Source organism: Providencia sp. PROV080 (assembly GCF_033688105.1).
In the GTDB taxonomy this organism is placed as follows: Bacteria; Pseudomonadota; Gammaproteobacteria; order Enterobacterales; family Enterobacteriaceae; genus Providencia; species Providencia zhejiangensis.
In genome coordinates, this window is record NZ_CP096346.1 from 4,030,470 (window position 1) to 4,053,247 (window position 22,778).

General features: G+C 38.7%; 19 protein-coding genes. 13 read left to right on the forward strand and 6 right to left on the reverse strand.

Annotated elements, in window-relative coordinates:
- Window positions 1–11 precede the first annotated feature (11 nt).
- The 4 genes from tpiA to M1F03_RS18270 all read left to right on the forward strand — a co-directional run bounded on the left by tpiA (window position 12) and on the right by M1F03_RS18270 (window position 5,581).
- The gene (gene tpiA, locus M1F03_RS18255; protein WP_154623342.1) at window positions 12–782 is read left to right on the forward strand and encodes a triose-phosphate isomerase; all 771 of its coding nucleotides are present in this window, start codon (window positions 12–14) and stop codon (window positions 780–782) included.
- A 468-nt stretch (window positions 783–1,250) separates the two neighbouring features.
- On the forward strand, window positions 1,251–2,198 hold the full coding sequence (locus tag M1F03_RS18260; protein ID WP_282560474.1) for an OmpG family monomeric porin: 948 nt from the start codon (window positions 1,251–1,253) through the stop codon (window positions 2,196–2,198).
- A gap of 419 nt (window positions 2,199–2,617) precedes the next feature.
- Window positions 2,618–4,498 (forward strand): glycoside hydrolase family 3 protein, encoded by a 1,881-nt coding sequence (locus M1F03_RS18265; RefSeq protein ID WP_318840037.1) that lies wholly within the window; start codon window positions 2,618–2,620, stop codon window positions 4,496–4,498.
- Window positions 4,499–4,624: 126 nt separating this feature from the next.
- The gene (locus M1F03_RS18270; RefSeq protein WP_163863352.1) at window positions 4,625–5,581 is read left to right on the forward strand and encodes an OmpG family monomeric porin; all 957 of its coding nucleotides are present in this window, start codon (window positions 4,625–4,627) and stop codon (window positions 5,579–5,581) included.
- A gap of 164 nt (window positions 5,582–5,745) precedes the next feature.
- Here the strand turns inward: M1F03_RS18270 and M1F03_RS18275 are convergent, their stop codons facing one another.
- The 6 genes from M1F03_RS18275 to M1F03_RS18300 all read right to left on the reverse strand — a co-directional run bounded on the left by M1F03_RS18275 (window position 5,746) and on the right by M1F03_RS18300 (window position 12,062).
- Window positions 5,746–6,747, reverse strand: a complete 1,002-nt coding sequence (locus M1F03_RS18275) for a sulfate ABC transporter substrate-binding protein (RefSeq protein ID WP_163863354.1) — start codon at window positions 6,745–6,747, stop codon at window positions 5,746–5,748.
- Between the two features lie 184 nt (window positions 6,748–6,931).
- Entirely contained in the window at window positions 6,932–7,909 is a 978-nt protein-coding gene (pfkA, locus tag M1F03_RS18280) for a 6-phosphofructokinase (RefSeq protein WP_154623650.1), read from the reverse strand.
- A 573-nt stretch (window positions 7,910–8,482) separates the two neighbouring features.
- Window positions 8,483–9,427 carry a phosphatidate cytidylyltransferase gene (locus M1F03_RS18285; protein ID WP_154623649.1) on the reverse strand — a complete coding sequence of 315 codons (945 nt, stop codon included), beginning with the start codon at window positions 9,425–9,427 and terminating at the stop codon, window positions 8,483–8,485.
- A complete protein-coding gene (locus M1F03_RS18290) occupies window positions 9,424–10,065 on the reverse strand; it encodes a lysophospholipid acyltransferase family protein (RefSeq protein WP_154623648.1) in 642 nt (213 codons plus the stop codon). The genes M1F03_RS18285 and M1F03_RS18290 overlap by 4 nt, the downstream gene beginning before the upstream one ends.
- 279 nt (window positions 10,066–10,344) lie before the next feature.
- A complete protein-coding gene (locus M1F03_RS18295) occupies window positions 10,345–11,094 on the reverse strand; it encodes a M48 family metallopeptidase (protein WP_154623654.1) in 750 nt (249 codons plus the stop codon).
- A gap of 428 nt (window positions 11,095–11,522) precedes the next feature.
- On the reverse strand, window positions 11,523–12,062 hold the full coding sequence (locus M1F03_RS18300) for a Spy/CpxP family protein refolding chaperone (RefSeq protein ID WP_154623647.1): 540 nt from the start codon (window positions 12,060–12,062) through the stop codon (window positions 11,523–11,525).
- A gap of 153 nt (window positions 12,063–12,215) precedes the next feature.
- On the opposite strand from M1F03_RS18300, the gene cpxR reads away from it, so the two are divergent.
- The 9 genes from cpxR to M1F03_RS18345 all read left to right on the forward strand — a co-directional run bounded on the left by cpxR (window position 12,216) and on the right by M1F03_RS18345 (window position 22,778).
- Window positions 12,216–12,914 (forward strand): envelope stress response regulator transcription factor CpxR, encoded by a 699-nt coding sequence (gene cpxR, locus M1F03_RS18305; protein WP_004924392.1) that lies wholly within the window; start codon window positions 12,216–12,218, stop codon window positions 12,912–12,914.
- Window positions 12,911–14,281, forward strand: a complete 1,371-nt coding sequence (gene cpxA / locus M1F03_RS18310; protein ID WP_154623646.1) for an envelope stress sensor histidine kinase CpxA — start codon at window positions 12,911–12,913, stop codon at window positions 14,279–14,281. The genes cpxR and cpxA overlap by 4 nt, the downstream gene beginning before the upstream one ends.
- Before the next feature lie 498 nt (window positions 14,282–14,779).
- Window positions 14,780–16,219, forward strand: coding sequence for a capsule assembly Wzi family protein (locus M1F03_RS18315; protein WP_196714166.1), 1,440 nt, complete (start codon window positions 14,780–14,782; stop codon window positions 16,217–16,219).
- Window positions 16,220–16,960: 741 nt separating this feature from the next.
- Window positions 16,961–18,019 (forward strand): dTDP-glucose 4,6-dehydratase, encoded by a 1,059-nt coding sequence (gene rfbB, locus M1F03_RS18320; RefSeq protein WP_318840038.1) that lies wholly within the window; start codon window positions 16,961–16,963, stop codon window positions 18,017–18,019.
- Between the two features lie 2 nt (window positions 18,020–18,021).
- Window positions 18,022–18,885, forward strand: a complete 864-nt coding sequence (gene rfbA / locus M1F03_RS18325) for a glucose-1-phosphate thymidylyltransferase RfbA (RefSeq protein WP_247047997.1) — start codon at window positions 18,022–18,024, stop codon at window positions 18,883–18,885.
- A 4-nt stretch (window positions 18,886–18,889) separates the two neighbouring features.
- The gene (locus tag M1F03_RS18330) at window positions 18,890–20,347 is read left to right on the forward strand and encodes a lipopolysaccharide biosynthesis protein (protein ID WP_272578454.1); all 1,458 of its coding nucleotides are present in this window, start codon (window positions 18,890–18,892) and stop codon (window positions 20,345–20,347) included.
- On the forward strand, window positions 20,340–21,437 hold the full coding sequence (locus M1F03_RS18335; RefSeq protein ID WP_413242958.1) for a DegT/DnrJ/EryC1/StrS family aminotransferase: 1,098 nt from the start codon (window positions 20,340–20,342) through the stop codon (window positions 21,435–21,437). Before M1F03_RS18330 ends, M1F03_RS18335 begins: the two co-directional genes overlap by 8 nt.
- Entirely contained in the window at window positions 21,427–21,879 is a 453-nt protein-coding gene (locus M1F03_RS18340) for a GNAT family N-acetyltransferase (RefSeq protein ID WP_318578319.1), read from the forward strand. Before M1F03_RS18335 ends, M1F03_RS18340 begins: the two co-directional genes overlap by 11 nt.
- Window positions 21,876–22,778 (forward strand): 1-aminocyclopropane-1-carboxylate deaminase/D-cysteine desulfhydrase, encoded by a 903-nt coding sequence (locus tag M1F03_RS18345; protein WP_318578318.1) that lies wholly within the window; start codon window positions 21,876–21,878, stop codon window positions 22,776–22,778. Before M1F03_RS18340 ends, M1F03_RS18345 begins: the two co-directional genes overlap by 4 nt.

Genomic DNA, 22,778 nt, shown 5'->3' on the forward strand with positions numbered 1-22,778 from the left:
GAGGAAACAACATGCGACATCCATTGGTAATGGGTAACTGGAAACTGAACGGCAGCACCCATATGGTTAATGACCTGATCGCGGGTTTACGCAATGAACTGAGCAGTGTTGATGGCTGCGATGTAGCGATTGCCCCACCGGCTATCTACCTAGGTCAAGCAAAACATGCGCTTGCAGGTAGCCGTATCGCATTAGGTGCACAAAACGTTGACGTAAACCTTTCCGGCGCATTCACTGGTGAAACATCTGCGGAAATGCTCAAAGATATCGGTGCAAAATACATTATCATCGGTCACTCTGAGCGCCGTACATACCATAAAGAAAGCGATGAGTTTATTGCTAAAAAATTTGCGGTATTGAAAGAACAAGGTTTGATCCCCGTGCTGTGCATTGGTGAAACAGAAGCGGAAAACGAAGCGGGTAAAACAGAAGAAGTGTGTGCTCGCCAAATCGATGCGGTGCTCAATACACTGGGCGCGCAGGCATTCCAAGGAGCAGTGATTGCTTATGAGCCTATTTGGGCTATCGGTACAGGCAAATCAGCGACCCCAGCGCAAGCACAAGCTGTTCATAAATTCATTCGTGACCACATTGCGAAAAAAGATGCTGCCATCGCAGCACAAGTGATCATCCAATATGGTGGTTCTGTTAATGCAAGTAATGCGGCAGAGCTTTTCACTCAACCAGATATTGATGGTGCACTCGTCGGTGGCGCGTCATTAAAAGCTGACGCATTTGCTGTGATTGTTAAAGCGGCTGCTGAAGCGAAAAACGCGAAATAATTTATTTTTATTGAGAATAAACCGTCAATGTTTATTGGCGGTTTTTTTATTTGCTGCCATAATAAAAGAATAATAACACTAATAAAAAACAATATATTTCCACAATAAAGAAAATTCATTTTATTTATTTGAATCACAAAAACAAAAACTCCCTAAAATAAATTATTCCTTTTCGCATTTTATCATCCCTAGAAAAATAAACTATAAATCATCAATATGATTTATTACTTATCCCACTAATAATCTTAAATATTCCTTTCATACCTCTTATCAAGAATACTCGACAAGGCGACTTTTTTTACATTAAATTCACATTGGCTTCGACCTTAAATTATTTACACGTTTTAAAAAAATGAATGTTAACGATAAATAACACCTTACTGTTAAATAAAAAATGATAACGGCTATTCGTCATCAACATTGCATTATTAATTTTCATCAAATAAAGCATTCACGATAAGGATGATTATGGAATATTTTAAAGGTTTAATTCTAAGCACAGTCATAATATTACCAACAACCGCTTTTTCCCAAGCCAGTAATGATTATTGGCATGTAGACACAGATGTTTATGTCGAAGTTGAAGAGTACCAAGGTCAACGAGACAGCTTTAATAACAAAGTATTCGACAAAGTCAGCATGGTAGGTAAGCTTGCACTGACTAACCCACAATCATTATGGGGCTTTTATTTCGAACATCGTGAGTCATTAAAAAATTATGGGCATGACTTTTCGAGTTCCCGTGACTCCTCTATCCGTAATCGAACTCAAATTGGCGCGACCCGCCAGCTCTACCGAAGTGCGGTTGCAGCATTCAGTCTAAATGGAAGTTACCGAAAAGAATCCAATGATTCCGCACCAAATACCACCGCGCTTTCATCCAATAGCTTATATTGGTTAATGCCAGCAGGTAGCATTCAAATTAATAAAAAATGGTCTTTTGATTTTTGGGATGCGCTCTATTACTACAGTAACTTTTTAGCATCAAACTACTATGAGTGGGAAGCTGAACACGGCGTCACTTACAAACACTCGAATGCCGTTACAGCAAAATTCACTTTATATAACGATAGAGTGTGGGATAAAGATTTCAATCAAGTTTTTGCACGGGATCAAATAAGAGGCTACTTCCCTATTAAGATCAGTGAAAAATGGGCGATTACGCCTTATTTTCGCTATTTTTTGAATGACAGCAGTTATGATGGCCAGAAAAATTTAACTCAACGGATCAAAAACGGCTATCGTATTGGAACACAAATCGCTTATAACGTGACCCCCAAATTAACACTCTGGGGTGGCGCAGCGATTGAAGCGACACAGTGGAAATACCCCATAAACAATCATATGACATCAGGAAGGAGTCATAGTCAAACCTACTACTTGGGGCAAATTGGTATCAAATACTCTTGGCAATGATAAGCGGAACACAACACTTTATTTTAAAAGATAAAAAAGTCGTAATAGCAGTAATACGGCTTTTTTATTAAACGCTATATTTTATATTAAAATTAATAATTAAAACATTTTTTACACATTAATCAGAATAAAAATTCAGTTTCAATTAATAGTTTAGATAATTAAATCTTTTCACGCAATTCACAGCCTAGATCACATAAGGGAATAATTCCAAAGTGGAATTATTCTATAGAAATATTAAGTATTCCACAAAATTAATCAAACAAAATCAATGCACTACTTAATATAGCACAATTTGTTAAATCGATAACTATTCTTATTTCATAACAAATAAGAATAATCTTATCTGTGATTTATCTCACTTTATAATTAATTAACCCTACTTATTATTCATCGAAAAATAACTTAGGAATAACTCGATGAAAAATCTGACTCTACTTTCCCTCTGTTTATTGAGCGCCGTGTCGTTGGCTGAACCTATTTCACAAGCACAGCTTGATACTTTGTGGAAAAACAAACAAAAATCTGCTGAAGAAATTGTCAATAATATGTCTGAAGCCGAAAAAATTGGCCAACTATTTATGTTGGACTTCAGATATTGGAATCAGGATAGCAAAGGCGAGCCAGCTCCATTTCTGGTCATGAACGAGGAAGTTTCTAAAGTGATTAATCAATACCACTTAGGTTCTGTCATCTTGTTCCGTGAAAATTTAATTGATCCCCCCCAAACGGTGGAATTAATTAACCAGCTACAAGCTTCCCGTAGTAATTTGCCACTCTTTATTGGTACTGACCAAGAAGGCGGCTATGTCACTCGCCTTCGTGTCGGAACCGAAATGCCCGGTAATATGGCCTTAGGCGCGACCCGTAATCCTGCTCTCGCAGAGCTAACCGGCATGATCCATGGCTATGAATTATCCAGCCTCGGCTTTAATATCAACTTTGGCCCTGTTGTCGATGTGAATAACAATCAAAATAACCCTGTCATTGGTGTGCGCTCCTATTCGGATAATAAAGAGCTGGTCGAACAGCTTTCGACCAATTACATCAAAGGCATCCATAAATACAATTTATTGACCTCACTAAAACACTTCCCTGGGCATGGTAATGTTTCCTCTGACTCTCACGTAGACTTACCTGTCGTGAATTCAAATGAACAAGAGTGGCGCTCTACAGAGTTACCGCCCTTCCAGTATGCGCTCAACCATGGCGCAGACGCAGTAATGACGGCGCACATCATTGTGCCTGCCCTCGATAACAGCAAGATCAAAACGCTAACAGGGAAAGAGGTGGGAACACCCGCTACGCTGTCAAAACCTATCCTACACGGCATTTTACGTGATGAGCTAAATTATGATGGCCTCATCATCACTGACGCCATGGATATGGGAGCGATTGCGGATAATTTTGATATGAATTGGGCTGTAGAAACCTCTTTATTAGCAGGCTCGGATATCATCCTTATGCCAATCAAAATGTGGGACAGCGAATCAATTACTCGTCTAGACAATATGTATCGCTATCTTGAAAGTGAGGCTAAGAAAAACCCTGAATTACAAAAACGTATTGATGAGTCGGCTAAACGCGTCATACTGAAAAAATTACAGCAAGAGATCACCGCTCAACCGGTTGATTTAAAAAATGCTCAACAGATTGTCGCCTCTAAAGGCCATAAAGATCTGGAGAATATGGTTTCAGAGCAAGCGATTACGGTGATCAAAAATGATCATGTGCTGCCTTATATCTTGAAACCACAAAATAGAATACTCGTCATTTCCGATGAAAAACCACGTAATGAATTAATTCAAAAACACTTAAATGCTATTGCTAATGAAACGGGTGTCACTATTGATAGCCAAGAAATCGTGATCAAATTAGCGGAAAACACCCTCACTGAAAAAGATATTAAACCTCGATTAAAAAACCAAGATCTGATCTTATTGACCACCTATAACTTAAAAGATAATCCAACTAACGCTCAGATAATCATTGATGAAGCGAATAAAGCAAATATTCCGCTCGTCGTTATTTCCTCTCGTAACCCTTACGATATCGCCTATTTGAAAGACGTTAAAGCTAACATCGCTATCTACGGCATTACTGGATTTGATATTACGAATAATAACCGTAATTCACTGGAAACGAATATTCGTAGTGGATTACGCACATTATTTGCAGACCAACAGAAACAACCTTTGAATATGCCTAAGGGGCAACTGCCGGTCAATATCAAGAACCCTCAAGGGGATAAAATCCTGTTTCCTTATGGTTACGGTGAAACCTACAACACAACACATTAACGCCTATTTTCACTCTGTACTTTCCAGCCTCTATATCTCCATCGGAAATATAAGGCTGGTTATTACACCTCAACAAAAACAAACACTGCTACCTCATAAACAATAATTAAAAATTAAAGGATCATCATGAAAATATCATTGAATGGTTTACTCTTTCTCTCTGTTACTAGCCTTGCTACCCCAGTATTAGCGGCTGAGCCTATAAATAACGACTACTGGCGAATTACGTCTAACGTTTATATGGAATTAGAAAAATTTGAAGGTCACCATAATACCAGTGGCGGCAAGGTATATGACAAAACAACGATGATAGGCCAGCTCTTCTTATCAAACCCTGAATCTAAATGGAGCTTCTTTCTTGAACACAAAGAGTCTTTAAGAAGCTATAACCATAATTTCTCTACATCAAAAGACTCTTTTATTCGTAACCGTACCCAAATTGGGGCAACACGTAAAATGTATTCGAGCGATGTAGGGCAATTCAACCTAAACGTGACCTACCGAAAAGAATCAAATGACTCGGCTCCCGGAACGATGGCGCGTCCATCGAACACACTATTTTGGTTGATGCCTAGCGGGACTTATAATTTCAACGATAAGTGGGCATTTAATTTCTGGGATGCGTTTTACCACTACGATAATTTCCACGCCCCCAATAGTTATGAGTGGGAATCCGAACACGGTATCGTCTACAAGGTGAATGATTCGGCAACCGCTAAACTCTATATGTACACCGACTGGACATGGGATAAAGACTTCAATAAAACATGGGAACAAAACCAAATCCGTGGCTACTTCCCAGTTACCCTAAACCAAGAATGGAGTATTATGCCGTACTTCCGCTATTACCTAAATGAGCACAATTACGACAGCAACCAACGTACGACCCAGAAAGTGAAAGAGGGTTACCGAGTTGGCACACAAGTTTTCTATAATTTAACCCCCAAAATCACATTATGGGGTGGATTCGCTGTTGAGCCGAGTACTTGGGAAAATCCGAAAGGTGCCGGCATTACCTCTGGTAGTCATAACCGCCAAACATTCTACTTAGGCCAATTAGGCGTGAAATACGTCTGGCAATAACAGAAAAAATATTGCTACCGCTCATCCCCTCATTGAGCGGTAGCAATCCACAAGCATCATAAAGCAACCCCTGTTTCTCCTATGTAACATGTCGTTCGGTGGCGAGAAAACCGGCTGTTAGGTGCACAAAAGTGATGTCGGCGACTCAAAATATGCCGTGAGTGTTAGGGGCGGCGACTAATCTCATCAAAAACGCCCCCATTGGCAAAATGCGTAGATTGCGCTTGAGTCCAACCGCCAAACACATCATCAACCGTCAATAGTTTCAGTTTAGGAAAGCGTTGCTGATATTTTTTAGCGACATCCGCATCACGGGGTCGATAATAATTTTTAGCGGCTATTTCTTGCCCTTCAGGGGAGTATAAATACTCCAAATAGGCTTGTGCGACTTCTCGGCGGTCACGTTTATCGACGGTTTTATCAACCACAGCCACAGTAGGCTCAGCTAAAATAGAGATGCTAGGCGTCACAATTTCAAATTCACCATTTTCACCAAGCTCATTAATCGCTAATAACGCCTCGTTTTCCCACGCAATTAATACATCTCCAATTCCACGTTCCACAAAGCTATTTGTTGCGCCGCGAGCACCAGAATCTAACACCTCAACATTTTGATAGAGTTGTTTAACAAATTGTTTGGCTTTCTCTGGGTCATGATGATTTTTTTCCAAAGCATATCCCCAAGCCCCAAGATAATTCCAACGCGCTCCGCCTGAGGTTTTGGGATTCGGTGTCACAATCGCAACATCTTGACGGATCAAATCATCCCAATCTTGGATATTTTTAGGATTACCTTTACGGACAAGAAAGACAATTGTTGAAGTGTAAGGTGCGGAATTATCGGGGAGCCGTTTTATCCAATTTTTATCAATGCGCCCGCTGTCCGCTATGGCATCAACATCATAAGCTAACGCTAGCGTGACGACATCGGCTTCCAAGCCATTAATGACAGATGTTGCTTGTTTACCTGAACCACCATGAGACTGACGAATGGTTACCGTATCCCCAGTTTTTCCTTGCCAATACTGGCTAAAAGCTTGGTTATATTGCTGGTAAAATTCCCGAGTCGGATCATAAGAAACATTTAATAATTGAATGTTTTTCGCCCATGCTCCCGTCGTCAGGATTAATAACAATGCCGTTGCTGACTGCCATTTTCGTGCCATTCTTCCATACCTCATTCATTTAAATGTTAAGGCAGGCTGACAGATTTCATAGATAACATGAAATAATTAAAAATGACAATTTATGCAACAAAAGAATATACCGTGAATTCGATGAGAGAGAACAAACCTGTATCGTGCCGTTAATGCACGATACAGGAGAGATTTGCAATTGTAGAGGTAAAAATCAGTACAGTTTTTTCGCTGTATCGTACCAATCTTTCTTAAAGACGCGCTTCATGTTCATTACCGCATCAATAATGTCATGGTGAACCAATTTTTCGTTTTGGATCCCGACACAACGACCGCCATAGCCCTCTAAAAGGAGCTGAATAGAGTATGCCCCCATACGCGAGGCCAAAATACGGTCATAGGCAACAGGCGATCCACCACGTTGAATATGCCCCAGTACCGTTGCACGCGTTTCATGATGGGTTTCTGCTTCAATGTATTTAGCTAATTCATCAACATCGCAAACATGTTCTGTAATCGCAACGATAGCATGTCGCTTGCCTTTCTCAATACCTTGTTTGATTTCAGACAACAGCTCTTCACGATCATAAGCCATTTCATTTTCAGGCAAGACTAAGAACTCACACCCTCCCGCAATCGCCGCGGATAGCGTTAAATCACCACAGTAGCGTCCCATCACTTCAACAATAGAAATACGTTTGTGAGAAGTTGAGGTATCACGCAGACGGTCAATCGCTTCAACAACGGTTTCAAGGGCAGTGAAGTAACCAATGGTATAGTCTGTTCCTGCAACGTCATTATCGATAGTGCCGGGTAGACCAATACATGGGAAACCAGCTTCTGTTAATGCTTTAGCACCGAGATAAGAACCATCACCACCAATCACGACGAGAGCATCAATATGATTTTTTTTCAGATTTTCAATGGCAACAGCACGAACTTTTTCATCGCGGAATTGAGGAAAACGCGCAGATCCGAGGAAGGTACCACCGCGGTTAATCATGTCAGAAACACTATAACGGTCTAGCTGTTTCATGCGATTTTCATATAAACCTAGATATCCATCATAGATACCCATGACTTCTAACCCTTCGCTCAATGCAGCACGTACCACGCCGCGGATTGCAGCATTCATACCTGGTGCATCACCACCGCTTGTTAATACCCCAATTCTTTTAATCTGCTTGACCATGATGACCTCTGATTAATGAATATAAATTGCAAATCGATAAAAGACACAACACCTGCGCTTTTCTACATCAAATTCGATTATAAACCATCGTGCTGAATTGATTCACCTACCACTATAATACGGTAAAGGTACTGATATACCTGTTTTCCATCAAGTTTTGATACTTTATTGTGATCCAGTCTACACAATTTTAGTTCATAAAATGGATTACCGTAAAAACACAGGCTCACTATAGCGGTTGTTGCCTTACTTCGAAACAAAAATTAAGTCTCCATCATAGCATTGATATGAAATAGAAAGTTAACCTTGCGAGTTAAACATCAGCGGCAGTCACTCGCACGGTTATCTATATTCACATGATAAAGCGCCATTATTCACGGGTGTTAAGGAAGCCAAGGTGAACCTCCTTGCATCATTCCCCAGTAGCGTGAGGACGACAACATGCCGTCGTTGGGTTGCTAAACACGCCAACTGTCGCGAGGTATAAAATTTGATAGGCTTTAGCTGAGTGCCTGACCCGCGCGGTTTCAAGCACTTTTTTCATTTTGGAGTTAATCGAACACAGAAGCCAAATTACGTATAAAAATAACGTGTTAAGTGAAAGAATATTGGCGCTGCGAAACATAACGAGTCGATACGGTCTAACATGCCACCATGCCCTTCAATAATTGCGCCGAAATCTTTAATACCACTATCACGTTTGATCGCCGACATACATAACCCCCCGACGAATCCCATTAAAGTGATCGCAAGAGACATCAATCCCGCAACCCACCAACTGAAAGGCGTTACCCAATATAAACAGATCCCAATAAGCACCGAAGAGAGTATGCCGCCAATAAAGCCTTCAATTGTTTTATTCGGACTTAATTTTGGCACTATCGGATGTTTGCCAAACAATTTCCCAAACACATACTGCAACACATCAGAAAGTTGGGTCACAACAATTAAAAACAGGAGTAATTTTACATTCTCGCCTTCATAACCTTGAATATCTAACATCAATAAAGCAGGAACATGGCTTAAACAAAACACCGCAACTAACATACCCCACTGAATTTTGGCTGTGCGTTCAAGAAAATGATAAGTATCCCCCGCTAAAGCGATACGTGTCGGTAGGAAAAGAAATACGAATACCGGTACAAAAATAGAAAACATGCCATACCACTGAATACCAACCAAAACATATTGCAACGGCAGGAATATAAAAAAGCACCAAAATAACGCTTCATGATCACTACGTCGAGTTGGCGTTAAAGTAATAAACTCTCTCAATGCGAAAAATGAAATTAGCGCAAATAAAATCACAACACCGATATTGCCTATCACAACGGCCAATACACACACGATACACATCAACCACCATGCACGTATTCTGGCATTTAAATTGTCGATTGTAGGATTGCTCTTTTCTCCTGAATACCGATAAGCAAGGATCCCACCAATGATACTGGCTACCACGAGTATACTAAATACACCCGATAGCAATAACACGATCTCGCTATCCCAAAGGCTCATGGCATCAACTCCTCTAATGCAGATTTAGCGCGTTGTAAAAATTCAGCTTTAGATTCATCCTCGCCTAATGGCGAGAGAGGCGCTCCCACTACTGCGGAACAAATAACGGGAACCACGAGCTTGGAGCCTTTTGGCAACACACGGTTTAAATTTTCAAGATAAACAGGAACCACTTCGACATGAGGAAATTTTTTAGCTAGGTGGTAAATACCACTTTTGAAATGACTTAATTCTTCGCCATCGCCGCGAGTGCCTTCCGGAAAGAGGATCAATGATTGTTGCTGTACTAACACCGCTTCTAGCGGCGCTAATATATTGTCTTTGGCGGCCCCCTCCCCTTTTCGATCAACCAATACGGCTCGGAATACTTTATTAACCAAATAACGTCTAAACGGTGTTTTATCCCAATAATCTTTTGCTGCCACAGGATGGACGGTATGGCGCATTAAAGGAGGTAAGCCAGACCAAATAACAAGACCATCAAGGTGACTAGAGTGATTCGCATAATATATACGAGACGTCATCGTTGGTTGACAACCGACCCAACGCGTACGTACACCGGTTAATAAGCGGCAAGTAAATGATAATAACATCCCCATTCCTTTTGCCATCAAAGAAACTCTTTGAGCTTTTTCCATCTTTATTCCTTGCAAAGCGTTTTTCTATTTTTCTACCCAGTTCTTAGTCAGAAGAGATAAATATTTTTTAATTAACACATCAGAAATGAAAATTAAGACTTAAGCTAAACGGGTTTATTTATTAGCACAACAGGGAAGCTCTGAATTCCTCTTATTTGAGATTACACTCGCAGACACGCTGCAAATTCTCTGAAAAAACTCACAAAAAATGCAAAAAAAAGTGCAGCGATGGATTCACCATAGCTGCACTTCAATATGATTGTTGACTAACAAAAAGGCTTATTTATCAGCCGCAATACGGTCACGGATATGTTGAGCTCGTTCAGCTGACGGTGGATGCGAGTCAAACATGCTGCTTTCGCTACCGCCCAGTTTTGCTAATTTTTCAAAACTGGTTGCCAGACCTTCGGTTTTAATTCCACGCTTTTTCAGCAGGTCATAAGAGAAATCATCCGCCTGACTTTCTTGGTGTTGAGAGAACTGAGAGTTAACCAGTTTTTCACCCAATGCAGCAACCTGAGACGCGCTCAATTGCTCAACCACGCCACCTGCTGAAGCCGCTGCGGTGCGGGCAGCAACAGCGGCATAAGCAACTTGCATAGCTTTACGTGAGTGACCCAGTGCAACGTGGCCCATTTCGTGGCCTAATACACCTTCAACTTCATTATCATTCATCATATCCATCAAACCGCTATAAACACGCACACAGCCATTCGCCATTGCCCACGCATTTACTTCATCGGTCAGATAAACTTTATAGTTAACAGGAGTGCCATCGATTTCATTGCCTAATGCTTTAGCAATTTTATCTAAGCGCTTCGAGTATTTGCTAGAAGCAGGTGCAATTTTATTTTGTGCATCCATCTCTTTACATGACTGGTCACTTAATTGCTTCACGTCACCGTCAGTTAAAGTAGCAGCTTGCAGTAATTGCATACCCGAGTTTGTTAGCATGCCCTGATCTAAGTTTTTACATCCCGTCAAAATCACGGCTGAAACAGCGACTGCAACAAGCGCCTTCATCTTCATCATATTTTTTCCTTTGCAATACACATAACCATTCTTTTTAAGGTTTTAAAGACTATAAAGTCTGCAAAAAATAACAATAGGAATATAGTAAGAATCGACTTATAAAGTGAAGTTCATCTGTTTTTTATCTCAATAGTAGAATTTGCAGCAGAATAAATCACGATAGACTAAATAATATGATTAAAATTAAATAACAGGAAAGCTCTATCCCGATATTAACCTGTGCACAATTCAACTGTTCATATTCATTAAATCAGTCTTTTTTGGATTTATAAGGCCTATGATACATAGTAATAGGCAAAAAAATAGCCCCAAGAAGGGGCTGTAAAAGACAGGGATGGTGTCTATGGCAAGGAAAAACTTCACTTATTGCTACTTCACTACTACGATCAAGAGAATTTCGAATTAAACAACTTCAACAAAACTATTTACTGTAAAGCCTGAAATTGAGACATCTTCTGTTGATGGATCTGCTCAAGTTGGGCTTTCTGCTCAGGTGTTAATAGCTGGTACAACTCATGGTGAATACGCGCCATTTCAACACGCTGGGCCAATTCTTTTTGCATATGTTTTTCTAACTGGTCACGAACCGCTTTTTCATCAAAATCATCGGCGATGATTAAATTGTGCAGTGCTTCACGCTCTTGCATGGAAACTGGGTTATCAAATTGATAACGACGCTGTGTTGCCATTAAATCTCGCAATTGCTGACGCTGTTTTTCATTTAACGTGATACCATTAAACATAAATGTACTTGTGCGTTCTGCATTACCAAACAGCTCATGGTGCTGAAGCTGAGCAACTACTGATGGAGACTCCGGCTCATTTTGCATTTGTAACATTAGGGGAGTCGATGAATCACCAGTTTGAATAATATTTTCTGGTGTATCCCCAAAAGCCGTCACTGATCCGATAATAAATGCAGAGGTTAACGTCAACATAACTGTTGTTTGTGCTGTTCTTTGCATTCCCAACTCCTTGTTCTCGGACAGTGCTCGTGATTCAATGTAGACAACTATACGCTGGTGGCTGCAAACTAGCGTCAGAGCATGTAAAAGAACGTAAAGTCATGGAATCGTGAAGATTGTTATCGTATTTTGGCAGCTGGAGGACTTAAACACATGCATAAAATCCTATTAGTTGATGACGACCGTGAACTCACGTCGCTCTTAAAAGAACTGCTCGAAATGGAAGGTTTCAACGTTGTCATCGCCTATGATGGTGAACAGGCTTTGCAACAACTTGATTCGTCCATTGACCTGTTATTACTCGATGTCATGATGCCAAAGAAAAATGGTATTGAGACATTAAAAGAGCTACGTCAAATCCACCAAACCCCCGTTATTATGTTGACTGCCCGCGGAAGCGAACTCGACAAAGTATTAGGGTTAGAATTAGGTGCTGACGACTATTTGCCTAAGCCTTTTAATGACCGTGAATTAGTCGCGCGTATCCGTGCATTATTGCGCCGCTCTAATTGGAGTGAACAAAACCAAGGAGATAACAGCAATACACCGGTATTACAGGTGGATAAACTACAATTGAATCCAGGCCGCCAAGAAGCTAGCTTTGACAATGAAATTCTTGACCTAACAGGTACCGAATTCACGTTACTGTATTTATTAGCACAGCACCTTGGTCAAGTTGTTTCAAGAGAACATTTAAGTCAAGAAGTGCTCGGTAAGCGGTTAACACCGTTTGACCGTGCAATTGATATGCACATATCTAACTTACGCCGTAAACTCCCAGAACGTACAGATGGTCAACCTTGGTTTAAAACCTTGCGTGGCCGTGGATACTTGATGGTTTCAGCAACATGATAAATAGCTTAACCGCGAGAATATTTGCGATTTTCTGGTTTACCCTCGCACTAGTTTTAATGCTAGTGCTGATGGTACCCAAGCTAGACTCTAGGCAGCTCACTTCCCTACTGGAAAGTGAGCAACGCCAAGGGGAGATGCTTGAGCAACACATCGAAGCCGAACTTGCACAGGCACCGATGAACGACCTACTTTGGTGGCGACGTATTTCTAACTCCATCAAAAAATGGGCTCCCCCGGGGCAACGTCTCATCATTGTGACCAGTGAAGGACGTGTTATCGGTGCGATGCCCAGTGAAATGCAAGTGATCCGTAACTTTATCGGGCAATCCGACAACGCCGATCACCCGAAAAAGAAAAAATACGGACGAGCCGAAATTCTTGGACCGTTTTCCATTCGCGACGGTGAAGATCACTATCAACTCTATTTAGTACGACCGGCAAATAGCCCGCAATCAGACTTTATTAACTTATTGTTTGATAGACCATTCCTGCTGTTAATTGCCACCATGTTAATCAGTGCTCCGTTACTACTTTGGCTATCATGGAGTCTGGCTCGCCCTGCTCGTAAATTAAAAATGGCAGCTGACGATGTCGCAAAAGGCAATTTACGTCCACACCCTGAACTTGAATCTGGACCTCAAGAATTTCTTTCTACAGGTAATAGTTTTAACCAGATGATCAGTGCGCTTGATGGCATGGTCACCGCCCAACAACGTTTAATTTCTGATATCTCACACGAATTACGAACGCCATTAACTCGATTGCAGTTGGCAACGGCACTATTACGTCGTCGCCACGGTGAAAGTAAAGAGTTAGAACGCATCGAAACCGAAACCCATCGCTTAGATAGCATGATCAACGACTTATTGGTGTTATCACGTAGCCAACACAAAAATGAAATCCTCAGGGAGAACATTAAAGCCGATGATTTATGGGGAGATATTTTAGAGGATGCTCGCTTTGAAGCAGAGCAAATGAATAAAACGTTGGATGTAACCGCACCGCCCGGCCCATGGCCTATCTACTGCAACCCATCGGCAATTGGCAGTGCATTTGAAAACATTGTTCGTAATGCCCTTCGTTACTCTAATACACACATTGCGGTGAATTTTAAAGAGGAAAACAACGGCATATTAATCACTGTTGATGATGATGGCCCTGGGGTTAGCCCAGCAGACCGTGAAAATATTTTCCGCCCGTTCTATCGCACTGATGAAGCTCGTGATAGAGAAACCGGAGGCACGGGGTTAGGTTTGGCGATTGTTGAAACAGCGATATCACAACATAAAGGTTGGGTAAAAGCTGACGATAGCCCACTTGGTGGTTTACGTTTACAGATTTGGTTACCCGAACATGGTCGATAATCTTATCCAGCCATAAGCTTTATTTTAAGCCCTTTAAATAAGATTATTTAAAGGGCTTACTTTTTATTTCGCAATATTGATACCTCACTCACGCCCACCTATTTACTTAAGCATTCTTGCTTATTTCAATATCAACACGTTTTATCATCATTTTTTGATAGGAATTAAAAGCCATTTAAAAACAATAAATAGGAAGTTCTCATATTAATAAAAATGAATACTCGATATTAATCCCTCAATTTCTATTTATCTCGTGATCTATAATCATAAACAGACAAAATACCGGATATATTGATAATCTGCTTTTTATTTACTCAAAGATTACCTATTATATTGATATAGAACGCAGCACGCATGTCTAATCAATACGACAAATATCCCTGTAATCTCAGCGTGGCAATTATCACTCTTAATTTGCGTTCAATTTGAATTATTTTATAGGCAATTGTTTGCATCAAGACACAAAAAATTAGACGACTCAACTCAACGGATTCATCAATGAAAAAAATTAAGCTTACCAAGTTGGCCATCCTAACGTTATTGAGTGCAATGAGTGGTAACGCTCTTGCTGGAGGACTCGTATTACCCGATAACAATCTACGTAACGACCTCGCCTGGTTATCAGAGCGTAATGTTATCCAAATTAGTCTTTCAACATGGCCTTTATCGGCAGAAGAAATAACCCGCTCACTAAATAATGCCAATATCACCAATAGTGAACAAGAAGCGATAGTACAACGTATTAAGCAGCAACTAAACCGCACGAAAAATAGTGTTCAATTACAAACCTATTTATCCACTGGTAAGCCTTCCATGCCACAAGGATTCGCCCAAAGCGAATACAGTGATTTCCGTTACACCGTTGAAGGCAACTATAGTACCGACGATGTTGACTTAAATCTAAAAGCCAACGCTGAACGAGCGCTACGTGTTGAAAATGGCTCTGATTACAACCTTAATGGTTCTTATGGTGGCGTAAAAATTTGGAACCAATGGGTAAGTTTCGGTGAAATCCCTCAATGGTGGGGACCTGGTCATGATGGTAGTTTGATTCGTACTGATGCAGCACGTCCAGTTACTGGTTTCCTTATGCAGCGTGCAGACCAAAGTCCATTTGAGACCCCTTGGCTGTCATGGATTGGTTCATGGCAATATCAGCTGACTGCTGGGCAAATTAAGCAATACTCGTCACAGCCACACACAAAATTAATTGGTTTACGCATGACCATGAACCCAACTGATTTCTTTGAATTAGGTGGTTCGCGCGTAGTGATGTGGGGTGGTGAAGGGCGTCCAAACAACTGGAATTCTTTCTGGAATGCGATGGCAGGTAAAGATAACACCGGTGATCAAAATGATGATCCAGGTAACCAACTCGCAGGACTTGATGCCAAAATTAAACTTTATCCGCTAATTGGCCTACCTGTCAGTGTTTATGGGCAGATGATCGGTGAAGATGAAGCGGGTATGTTTCCATCGAAAAATGCCTTTATGGGGGGCATAGAAGGCTACCACACTGCTTGGGGCCAGCCTTTAAGTTGGTATATTGAAGGTGCCAATACCCACACCGAGTGGAATAAAAACGGGGTGATGTATACTCACTTTATCTACAAAAATGGATACTACCAACAAGGTGCTCCATTAGGCCATGCCATGGGCGGTGATGGGCGTATGCTATCAGCCAAAGTGGAATACACCCTTGACGATGATAACCGTGTTAGTACACGTTTAGTGTATGCAAAAGTTAACAAAGAAAGTGAGTGGCAAAATAAAGCATTCCCTAAATCAGAAACAATTAAAGGTCTTGATTTAGGCTGGTGGCATAATTTTGACGACCGAGTTAGTACAGACGCTAAAGTCTGGGTTTCGAAAACCGATTACGATACCCGTGATGATATCGGTGCTTCCGTGATGGTGACACTGCCATTCAAGTGGTAATACTCCCCCTTATCTAAAAGACATACCCTAGCAGCCTTTCCATGCAGCTAGGGTATTATTCATTTTTTGACACCTTCCCATTCGCAATTAGTTAAGGCCACACTATAATTAACATGAGAAGTCGCTTATTGAGTGTTCTTGAGTTATTACATCAAAAATTAATTATCTTAATTTATCAATTAAACGCCTTTTACGAATATTCATTGGCAACCAAAAAATAAAAATGATGTATATCTCAATTATTCAAGTTATCTTAACGCGATACTCTTGTAACGAGAGAGTTATTAGTTTAATTAAGATAATACCTCGACAAAAAATAGGGTTATTTTATCTCTCTTAAAATAAAATGTTGCCAATTATCAAACGTTATTTAGGAAAAATATAACCTTATAATTTAAAAGAATTTATATGATTTACAAAACCAATAAGACTATTCTTTAAGACTATCACATTAATAGTCATAACCTATATTTAGTGTTATTATTAGTGGCTTTCGCTTGACCGAGTCAGCGTAGAGGCATACCCTCTCGGGGGTAAAAACGATAAGAAATGCTTATCAATTGAGCAATTACATAAAAATGTAATGTTATCAATTAATAAGCATAGATATAGAATTCAATGGTGCTCTGGGGCCCGATAACCCAGTGCGGTAGCTATGCTCGATCACAATTAGATGATGATTATTTATACCATAGCTAATTTTATTTACCCTTAATAAATTATTAAATACCAAGGTTTTCAGTGAAAATATTAGTTACTGGTGGTGCAGGTTTTATTGGTTCTGCGGTTGTTCGTCATATTGTTAATAATACCAATAATTCCGTTATTAATATTGATAAATTAACTTATGCAGGTAATTTAGAGTCACTCGATTCAATTCGTGAGAATTCTAGATATACCTTTATTAAGGTTGATATTTGTGACTCTGCTGCAATTACCGATATATTTAAACAGCATCAACCAGATGCCATTATGCATTTAGCTGCTGAGTCACATGTGGACCGTTCAATTGATGGTCCAAGTGAGTTTATCCAAACCAATATTATTGGCACTTATACATTATTAGAAGCAGCTCGCCAATATTGGAATCAATTGCCAACAGACAAAAAAGAAACCTTTCGCTTTCATCATATATCCACTGATGAAGTCTATGGTGACCTTGAATCAACAACTGATCTTTTCACTGAAACTACACCTTATGCGCCAAGTAGCCCTTACTCTGCGTCAAAAGCGTCTAGTGATCATCTAGTCAGAGCGTGGCAACGTACTTATGGTTTACCAACTATCGTAACAAACTGCTCCAATAACTATGGTCCATTCCACTACCCTGAAAAACTGATCCCTTTAATCATCCTAAATGCATTAGAAGGGAAACCCTTGCCTGTTTATGGTAACGGGCAACAGATCAGAGACTGGCTGTATGTTGAAGATCATGCAAGAGCACTCTACAAAGTTGTTACCCAAGGTAAAGTTGGTGAAACTTACAATATTGGCGGCCATAATGAAAAAGCAAATATTGACGTGGTGAAAACAATTTGTAGCATCCTTGAAGAACTCGTACCCAACAAACCAAATAATGTTGAACATTACAGCGATCTAATTACTTATGTTACAGATAGGCCTGGTCATGATTTACGTTATGCCATTGATGCAACTAAAATCAAAAATGAACTGAACTGGGTACCAGATGAAACATTTGAAACGGGTTTACGTAAAACGGTTGAATGGTATTTAAATAATTTAGACTGGTGTGAGTCAGTTCAAAATAATAAATATAATAGAGAAAGATTAGGGGCTTAATAGTGAAAGGTATTATTTTAGCGGGCGGTTCTGGCACAAGATTATATCCAATTACAATGGGAGTATCTAAACAATTACTTCCTATTTACGATAAACCAATGATCTATTATCCATTATCAGTACTTATGCTGGCTGGTATCCGTGAAATTCTGATTATTACAACCCCAGAAGATCAAAACAGCTTCGAGCGTTTATTAGGTGACGGGTCTCAATTTGGTATTTCATTACAATATGCAATACAACCCAAACCTGAAGGTTTAGCACAAGCCTTTATTATTGGCGAAGAGTTTATTGGCTCAGATAGTGTGTGTTTGGTGCTAGGAGATAATATTTTCTATGGTCAAGCATTTACACCGAAGCTAAAAGAAGCAGCATCACGCCAAGAAGGGGCAACAGTCTTTGGATACCAAGTAAAAGACCCAGAACGCTTTGGTGTTGTTGAATTTGATCAAAATAAAAAAGTTATTTCCATTGAAGAAAAGCCCCAAAAGCCAAAATCAAAATATGCAGTGACTGGCTTATATTTCTATGACAACCAAGTTGTTAAACTAGCAAAACAGGTTAAACCCTCTCAGCGCGGTGAATTAGAAATAACAACACTTAATGAAATGTATTTAAACCAGAATGCTTTAAATGTAGAAATGTTAGGTCGTGGCTTCGCTTGGCTAGATACAGGAACCTATGAAAGTTTACTTGAGGCAGCCCAATTTGTAGAAACAATAGAAAAAAGACAAGGTTACAAAGTAGCTTGTTTAGAAGAAATTGCATATAACAACAAATGGCTAACACGAGAAGATTTATTGGCAAGAGCTAAGCTAATGGCTAAAAATAGCTATGGTGAATATTTGCTATCTTTACTGAAGTAACCCTATGGATAGTAATTTAAAACAAAAAACAACTTCAGGCTTAAAATGGAGTGCAATTGAAAGGTTAGCAACACAAGCCATCCAATTAGTGGTAATGCTTGTACTTGCCCGAATGCTTGGCCCTCAAGCGTTCGGCCTTATCGGTATGTTAGCTATATTTATTGCCGTCAGCCAAGTTTTCGTTGATAGTGGATTAAGTTCGGCATTAATTAGAAAGTTAGATAGAACAGAGCTAGATTATTCAACAGCTTTCTATTTCAATATTGCCATTGCACTTGTTTGCTATCTTATTTTATATATTAGTGCACCGTATATTGCTGATTTTTATAAACAGCCAGAGCTGACTTCTTTAACTCGGGTATTAGCATTGGTTATCATAATTAATGCCCTTGCAATAATACAGCGTACTAAGTTATCCATAAATATGGATTTCAAAACCCAAGCAAAAGCTTCACTAGCCGCTGTTTGTATAAGCAGTATAGTGGCATTCGCTATGGCATATTATGGATTTGGTGTGTGGTCTTTAGTTGGACAAACTATAACTTATACATTATGTAATGTTATCTTCCTTAATATACTACATAAATGGCTACCAAAACTCAGTTTTAACTTTGACTCATTTAAGCAACTATTTGGATTTGGCTCAAAACTTATGCTATCTGGTTTAATCGATAGTATTTATCAAAACATTTATCAAATAGTTATCGGTAAAAAATTTAATGTGTTAGATGTAGGTTATTTTACCCAAGCAAACCAATTAGTTAGAACTCCAGCGATTACGATGACCTCTATTATCCAAAGGGTCACCTATCCAATGCTTAGTAGTATACAAAACGATGAACAACGATTAAATTATGCTTATTTACTAACATTGCGTTTATCTGCTGCTGTTATTTTTCCGCTACTTTTCGGACTTGCAGTGGTAGCTGATCCGTTAATACCTGAACTATTAGGCTATGAATGGAAATCAGCTTCATTACTTACCAGCATACTGGCTACTGGATTACTGCTTTATCCTATCCATGCTATAAATTTAAATTATCTACAAGTAAAAGGTAGGTCTGACCTCTTCTTAAAATTAGAAATAATAAAAAAAGTAATTACAACGATTATTCTTTTCATTACTATCCCCTATGGCATTAATGCAATATGTATTGGAATCGTTATTCAATCTTATTTAGCATTAGTCATCAATACTTATTATAACGGTAAAATTGGTAGCCTATCAGGTAGTTCACAGTTAAGAGCATTATTGCCTATATGGTTAATTGCAATAACTACTTGTTCTATAGCATGGTTAATAACAAGTTTGATATCAGTATCTCCATGGATTTCAATTATATTAATAATTATCATGGCTACATTATTTTATATATTAAGTATCCGTTTTTTACAAAAAGATCTATACAACCATATTATGTTAAATATCTTGCCTAAGAAGCTAACTAAAAATCATGAATAATATTACTGTAACATCACCTTTATTACCACCATTAGAAGAATTGACTCCTTATTTAGAAGACATTTGGTCAAGAAAATGGTTGACGAATAATGGGCATTACCATCAATTATTAGAAAAAGAGTTATGTAACTATTTAGGTGTCGACTATATTTCTCTATTTTCTAATGGGACACTCGCTTTAATTACTGCATTGCAGGCTTTAGATCTCAAAGGCGAAGTAATAACAACGCCTTACAGCTTTGTTGCAACAAGTCATGCCATTTTACTCAACAATTTGAAACCTGTTTTTGTCGATATCGATCCTAACACCTTCAATATAGATCCTAAAAAAATAGAAGAGGCAATTACTGAAGAGACATCAGCGATATTACCCGTTCACGTTTATGGTAACCCTTGCGATCATGATGCTATTCAAGAAATTGCTGATAAGCATGGATTAAAAGTAATTTATGATGCTGCACATGCTTTCGGTGTTAAAAAAGATGACGTATCCATTCTTAATTGGGGCGATCTTTCTATTCTGAGTTTTCATGCAACTAAAGCATACTCAACAATTGAAGGTGGTGCTATTATCTGTCATACCAAAGAGATGAAAGAAAAATTAGATAGACTAAAAAACTTTGGATATGAATCAGAAATTGAAATATCTATGCTTGGGTCAAACGCAAAAATGAACGAAGTACAAGCAGCATTTGGGTTAGCGACACTAAAACATATTGATTCTGCCTTAATAAAAAGAAAAAATGTTGCTTCATTTTATATGAAAAATCTAATAGATGTTGACGGCTTATCTTTATTTCCTACAGACTCAAACGTCTCTATGAATCATTCATATTTTCCTATATTGATAAATGAAGATAAGTTTGGAATGAGTAGAGATAATTTATTTCAAAAACTAAAAGATAATAATATACTAGCCAGACGTTACTTCTACCCTTTAATTACAGGCTTCAATCTTTATAAAAAATATATAGCAGACACTCCTGAATCTCAAAAAATATCAGATAATGTTATCTGCTTACCAATTCATACTGAGTTAAGTAATGATGATTTAGAACTAATTGTGAAAATCATAAAAAATGAAAATTAAATGGATTGAAGACATCGATATCCCTGCTGTTGAAGAATTCATTCGTTGTAATGATACTGAATTTTTTCCATCACTATCTTCCCGTATTGATATTCCCGTTTATACTAAAAAATTAGCAGCTCATGCCATCATACTTGCCATCATAGAAAATGAATCTATTGCTGCATTAATTGCTTGCTATGCAAATGATATTTTTGAAAAAAAAGCATATATTCCTTACATTGCTGTCGATACTAAATATAGAGGGTATGGCTACTCGAAGTTATTATTAGAAAGCATTATTAATGAGTTGAATTTAAATGGATTTAAATCATTATCTTTAACTGTAAGAAAAAATTCAACTGCCTATTATTTATATAAGAAATATAATTTTATTGAAAAAAAAGAGTTTATGTATAAAAACACAACAATACTTGGATGTGATATGGAGCTTAAATTATGAGTGCTATAACTCCCTTAGAAAAAGTAAACTCGTTTACAGATATAAATTTATATATTAAAAGAGATGACTTATATCCTATATCAGGAGGTGGAAATAAAGGCCGGAAACTTAATTATATATTAAAAAAATGCCTAGAAGAAAAATGTAATGCAGTTGTGACATGCGGTGGAATACAATCCAACCATGCTCGGGCAACAGCAATCCGTTGCCGTGAATTAGGAATAGAATGCACAATCATCATCCATAGTACTCCTCTTGAAGACTCTACAGGAAATTTAAAAATTCTTGAGTTATTAGGTGTTCGTCTAGTTTATTGTGAACTTAGTGATATATCGAAAGTGATGGATTTAGAAATGGAGCGCTATTGCAGGCTAGGCTATTCTCCTTTCTATATTTGGGGTGGTGGTCATTGCTATGAAGGTACATTGGCATATTTTGATGCAGTTTCAGAACTCAAAGAACAATCAGAAATTGAATTTGATGCCGTTTTTTTAGCAAGTGGAACAGGGGCTACACAAGCAGGTCTACATTGTGGTTTCAAACATTATTATAACCATACTATAGTTCATGGAATTAGTGTCGCAAGAGATCAAAATAGAGGTACGAGCGAAATAAAAAAATCTGTTGAGGAGTTTGTTTCTATCTCAAATTTAAATAATAATTACATCAATAATATTATTTTTACTGATAAATATAATTGTGGTGGTTATGAAAAAACATGTAATGAGCTATCAGAAATAATAAGCAAGGTAGCTAAAAATACAGGAATTATTTTGGATCCTGTATATACAGGGAAAGCATGGATGGGGATGGAAAATATTATAAAAACAGAGCAATATCCTAAACATACAAACGTCTTATTTTGGCACACCGGCGGTTTACTTAATTTAATGGCATAA

What these genes read in the sequence shown, in the direction of transcription:
- M1F03_RS18285 (WP_154623649.1), bottom strand. Translation starts at nt 9,427, where the DNA reads ATGAGCCTTTGGGATAGCGAGATCGTGTTATTGCTATCGGGTGTATTT.
- M1F03_RS18270 (WP_163863352.1), top strand. Translation starts at nt 4,625, where the DNA reads ATGAAAATATCATTGAATGGTTTACTCTTTCTCTCTGTTACTAGCCTT.
- M1F03_RS18265 (WP_318840037.1), top strand. Translation starts at nt 2,618, where the DNA reads ATGAAAAATCTGACTCTACTTTCCCTCTGTTTATTGAGCGCCGTGTCG.
- M1F03_RS18330 (WP_272578454.1), top strand. Translation starts at nt 18,890, where the DNA reads ATGGATAGTAATTTAAAACAAAAAACAACTTCAGGCTTAAAATGGAGT.
- cpxA (WP_154623646.1), top strand. Translation starts at nt 12,911, where the DNA reads ATGATAAATAGCTTAACCGCGAGAATATTTGCGATTTTCTGGTTTACC.
- M1F03_RS18290 (WP_154623648.1), bottom strand. Translation starts at nt 10,065, where the DNA reads ATGGAAAAAGCTCAAAGAGTTTCTTTGATGGCAAAAGGAATGGGGATG.
- M1F03_RS18345 (WP_318578318.1), top strand. Translation starts at nt 21,876, where the DNA reads ATGAGTGCTATAACTCCCTTAGAAAAAGTAAACTCGTTTACAGATATA.
- pfkA (WP_154623650.1), bottom strand. Translation starts at nt 7,909, where the DNA reads ATGGTCAAGCAGATTAAAAGAATTGGGGTATTAACAAGCGGTGGTGAT.
- M1F03_RS18335 (WP_413242958.1), top strand. Translation starts at nt 20,340, where the DNA reads ATGAATAATATTACTGTAACATCACCTTTATTACCACCATTAGAAGAA.
- M1F03_RS18275 (WP_163863354.1), bottom strand. Translation starts at nt 6,747, where the DNA reads ATGGCACGAAAATGGCAGTCAGCAACGGCATTGTTATTAATCCTGACG.
- cpxR (WP_004924392.1), top strand. Translation starts at nt 12,216, where the DNA reads ATGCATAAAATCCTATTAGTTGATGACGACCGTGAACTCACGTCGCTC.
- M1F03_RS18300 (WP_154623647.1), bottom strand. Translation starts at nt 12,062, where the DNA reads ATGCAAAGAACAGCACAAACAACAGTTATGTTGACGTTAACCTCTGCA.
- M1F03_RS18315 (WP_196714166.1), top strand. Translation starts at nt 14,780, where the DNA reads ATGAAAAAAATTAAGCTTACCAAGTTGGCCATCCTAACGTTATTGAGT.
- M1F03_RS18340 (WP_318578319.1), top strand. Translation starts at nt 21,427, where the DNA reads ATGAAAATTAAATGGATTGAAGACATCGATATCCCTGCTGTTGAAGAA.
- tpiA (WP_154623342.1), top strand. Translation starts at nt 12, where the DNA reads ATGCGACATCCATTGGTAATGGGTAACTGGAAACTGAACGGCAGCACC.
- M1F03_RS18260 (WP_282560474.1), top strand. Translation starts at nt 1,251, where the DNA reads ATGGAATATTTTAAAGGTTTAATTCTAAGCACAGTCATAATATTACCA.
- M1F03_RS18295 (WP_154623654.1), bottom strand. Translation starts at nt 11,094, where the DNA reads ATGAAGATGAAGGCGCTTGTTGCAGTCGCTGTTTCAGCCGTGATTTTG.